We start from the raw sequence: 3,443 nt of genomic DNA, 5'->3' as shown, positions 1-3,443 counted from the left end.
GGCCGGGGCCGGGGCCGGGGCCGGGGCCGGTGGGATTATTTCTTGCAGATTCCTGACCGGTAGGCGTCTCCGACAGGTCCGGGAAGAGGCTTTCCCTCAGCCGGCTCCGGACGGTTGACCGCGAGGAAACAGCACCCTGGCGGAAGCTGGGGGCTCTTCAGAAGACCAGCCGCTCCCACGGCAGTGCCTCGCGCCATCCGGGGCGGTCGTACGCCCAGTCGAACATCAGCCGGGACACGGTCTCGGGGCCGGTCATCTCGATCGGGCCCGGGATGTGGGCCTGGTAGTGCTTGTCCGCGCTGCCCTCGCGGTATTCGACCTGGTAACTGATGTCGTCGTCGAGGTAGACCTGCATGTAGTGCTCGTCCGAGGGTTCGAGGTCGAGCCTCGCGAAGATCACGAAGCGGTGCGACAGGCTCATGTCCGCGATCAGGTCGTGGAGTTCCACCTCGGTCGGGTCGTCCACCACGCGCCCGTCGTCCTCGATCGCCTGCAGCCGCGGTTTCGTCATGGACGCGACTGTACCGACAGGGGTTCGGCCACGAGCCCGGCGGGACTCCGGCTGACTTCCGCCAGTCGCCGCCCGGCCCGGCGAAATGGTCGAGCGCCACCGGCCCGCTTCCGCGCGGTCAGGCGTCGAGGCGGGTGAGGTGCCAGGACTGGCTGGTGTCGCCCTTGTCGAGGAGGCAGGGGCATCAGGCTCCGTCCGAGTCTGTCTCGGAGCCCGGGGCAGGGGCAGTGGTGAGAGCTTCCCGCCCATGTGTCACTCTCCGCAGTGACCGTTCACGCGCTGAATGGCCTGTCGCATCGCCACTCCAGGGGGATCCAACGAGAGTGCCGGCCGTGGAGCGGTGAGGACGGCTCCGGCTCGCGCGGATAATGGGGTCCATGGCCTCGCCTTCATCCTCATCGTCGCCATCCGCTGCCGAAGTGCTGCGGTCACGGTATGCCGGTCGGCTGCCCGCTGCGCTCAGCGATCTCGCGGGGCCCGTCCGTGGCACGGTCGAGCTGCCTCTGCACGTCGCCTGGTCCGGCCTGCGCGCCTACGACCTGGACCGCCCCCGGCAGCGAATGAGCCTGTACCGCGTCGTGCTGGCCGAGGGGCAGCGTGAGGACATCGTCGCCCTGCTCGACCCGGAACTGCTGATCACCCAATGGCCCGTGTTGCGGACTCTGGTCAGCAGACATGTCAGCCAAATCTGGGAAGACACCTTCCCCCAGCTGACGCACCAGGCACCGGCCGCTGCATGAACCTCAGCGACCTCCACCGTCGGCTGCTGTCCGACGTCCTGTCGATCGGCTCTCCCTACCCGTTGGTCTCACCGGTGGCTACGCCGTCCGGGCACACGGGCTGGTGAATCGGCTCAGCCAGGACCTGGACGTCGCCACCGAGAACCCAGCTCCCATGTCCGACATCGTCCGGGTCCTCGAACAGGGCCTGAGCAGACACAGTTGGATCGTTACGGTCATCAGTGTGGACCCGCTGTCCGCACGCCTGGTTGTCGCCGACCCCGAAAGCGGCGACGAGTGCGAGGTGGACATCCTCAAGGAGAACCTGTGGTCCCCGCCGACCACGACAGATCACGGCTTGGTCCTCGGTTTCGACGACGTCATCGGCACCAAGGTCCGCGCGCTGGCGGATCGCGGCGCTGTGCGTGACCTCATCGACGTACACGCGGCCGCCGAACACCGCACCCTTCCCGAACTCGAACGACTCGGTCGTCGGCACGGTCGTGACGAGTTCCGCCTCCATGACCTTCGCGACCGGCTCGCCGGTGCCGACTGGTACGACGACGAGGAATTCGCCGCCTACGGACTCGCTGCACTGGAGATCGAAAGCTTGCGCGTCTGGGCTCAGCAGTGGGTGAGCGACATCGACCAGCGGCTGGCCGCCGAGGAGCAGGACGAAGACCGGTGACCGCTGCTCTCTGGTATCCGTCCGGCCCGCGCCCCGCGCGGTCAGGCGTCGAGGCGGGTGAGGTGCCAGGACTGGCTGGTGTCGCCCTTGTCGAGGGGGCGGAGGACGGCCAGGGGCGGGTAGATCAGCAGGGGGCTGACGTCGAGGGCCAGGTCGCCGGTGGGGCCGGGCACGGTGAGGAAGAAGGTGCCGGGTTCCTCGGCGGGGAGGAGGTGCCAGGTGCGGGGCTCGGGGAAGCCCCGGATCGGGTCGTCCGCCTCCGGGTGGCCGTCGAAGCCCGCGTAGGTCCCGCTCTTGACGTTGCGCAGGGTGTAGGCGCCGTCCTCGGTGCGGCGCACTTCCCAGTCCTGGTCTCCGGGTGCGCCAGAGGGCGGCATGACGTTCACCTGGGTGCCGGGTCGGTCGGACCCGAACATCAGGGTGAGGTTCTGCTCCGGGGCGTGGGAGAGGGTGTAGATGCCGTTCGCTACGGATCCCAAGACGTTGTCCACCTCTGACGGGCGGTGCCGGATGGCGCCGCTGACCTGCTGGGCAGGCACATCCATCCCCGAGGGGGAATCCGGTATGCGTGATGATCTGACGTGGTCAGGGTGGGTCGAAGCGGGTCAGGGATGGTCGTGGTCGGTCTGATGCGCAGTGGGGACGGCGGTCAGATATTCCCTGGTCAGGGGTAGTTCGAATGTGACAGGGTGCGCGCCGTGACAGAGATCGACCGTTTTGAGATCACCACGTTCGCCGAGCGACCGGAGCTGATCGAACACGCCTATGACATCCATGAGAACTGGCCGACGTTCACCGCGCACGATCTGGCCGCCAGTGCCCTGCTGCTCCAGGTGATCGAGGAGTTCCCCGAGTACTGCGTGGTCGCCACGGACGGGGACCGGGTGGTGGCGCGCGGGTTGAGCGTGCCGTTCAACGCGGTGCTCCCGGGGCGCGAGGAGATGCCGGACCAGGGCTGGGACCGGGTGCTGGTGTGGGCGTTCCACGATCGGCACGGGGGGAACCCGACCACGGTGGCCAGCGCGTTGGAGATCACGCTGGATCTGGAGTACCTCGGGCGCGGACTGTCCCATCACATGGTGGCGGCGCTTCGGGAGGCGGCCGGTCGGCAGGGCCACCCGGTGCTGCTGGCCCCGGTGCGCCCCACCGCCAAGCACCTGGAGCCGCAGGTTCCGATGGACGCGTACCTGCGCCAGGTCCGTCCGGACGGGCTGCCGGTGGATCCCTGGCTGCGGGTGCACGTCAAGGCCGGTGCCACCGTCGAGAAGGTCGCCCCCGCCTCGATGACGGTCAGCGGCTCGCTGGCCCAGTGGCGGGAGTGGACGGGGCTCCCCTTCGACCGCGACGGACTGGTCGAGGTGCCCGGCGCCCTGGTGCCGGTGTGGTGCGACACGGCGCACGACCGGGCGGTCTACGTCGAGCCCAATGTGTGGGTACGGCACACCACGGGGTGAGTGATCGCCCTGGCGGGACCTCGAAGGGTCGGCCGGGTCTGGGGGCGGGGGCCGGCCGGTCGGCCGGGGAT

4 protein-coding genes and 1 pseudogene are annotated in these 3,443 nt (G+C 68.9%); 3 read left to right on the top strand and 2 right to left on the bottom strand.

Going from position 1 to position 3,443, the window contains the following annotated elements:
* Positions 1 to 157: 157 nt before the first annotated feature.
* Positions 158 to 511, bottom strand: a complete 354-nt coding sequence (locus tag E4099_RS30590; protein WP_135342354.1) for a hypothetical protein — start codon at positions 509 to 511, stop codon at positions 158 to 160.
* A gap of 368 nt (positions 512 to 879) precedes the next feature.
* Between E4099_RS30590 and E4099_RS30585 the strand changes: the two genes are divergently transcribed.
* Positions 880 to 1,251: a hypothetical protein gene (locus E4099_RS30585; RefSeq protein ID WP_135342353.1), complete on the top strand. Its 372-nt coding sequence runs from the start codon at positions 880 to 882 to the stop codon at positions 1,249 to 1,251.
* Positions 1,248 to 1,918 (top strand): annotated as a pseudogene (locus E4099_RS30580) (nucleotidyl transferase AbiEii/AbiGii toxin family protein). The gene E4099_RS30585 and the pseudogene E4099_RS30580 overlap by 4 nt, the downstream one beginning before the upstream one ends.
* Before the next feature lie 41 nt (positions 1,919 to 1,959).
* On the opposite strand, the gene E4099_RS30575 reads toward E4099_RS30580, so the two are convergent.
* Positions 1,960 to 2,397 carry an RICIN domain-containing protein gene (locus E4099_RS30575; RefSeq protein ID WP_135342352.1) on the bottom strand — a complete coding sequence of 146 codons (438 nt, stop codon included), beginning with the start codon at positions 2,395 to 2,397 and terminating at the stop codon, positions 1,960 to 1,962.
* 219 nt (positions 2,398 to 2,616) lie between these two features.
* On the opposite strand from E4099_RS30575, the gene E4099_RS30570 reads away from it, so the two are divergent.
* The gene (locus E4099_RS30570; RefSeq protein ID WP_135342351.1) at positions 2,617 to 3,372 is read left to right on the top strand and encodes an N-acetyltransferase; all 756 of its coding nucleotides are present in this window, start codon (positions 2,617 to 2,619) and stop codon (positions 3,370 to 3,372) included.
* Positions 3,373 to 3,443 lie beyond the last annotated feature (71 nt).

The sequence above is a fragment of the Streptomyces palmae genome, assembly GCF_004684805.1.
In the GTDB taxonomy this organism is placed as follows: Bacteria; Actinomycetota; Actinomycetes; order Streptomycetales; family Streptomycetaceae; genus Streptomyces; species Streptomyces palmae.
Note: the sequence above shows the minus strand (reverse complement) of the source record. Positions and strands in the feature narration are given on the sequence as shown.

Bases quoted from the DNA above. Each gene is read 5' to 3' on its own strand.
- E4099_RS30590 (WP_135342354.1), bottom strand. From the start codon at position 511: ATGACGAAACCGCGGCTGCAGGCGATCGAGGACGACGGGCGCGTGGTG.
- E4099_RS30585 (WP_135342353.1), top strand. From the start codon at position 880: ATGGGGTCCATGGCCTCGCCTTCATCCTCATCGTCGCCATCCGCTGCC.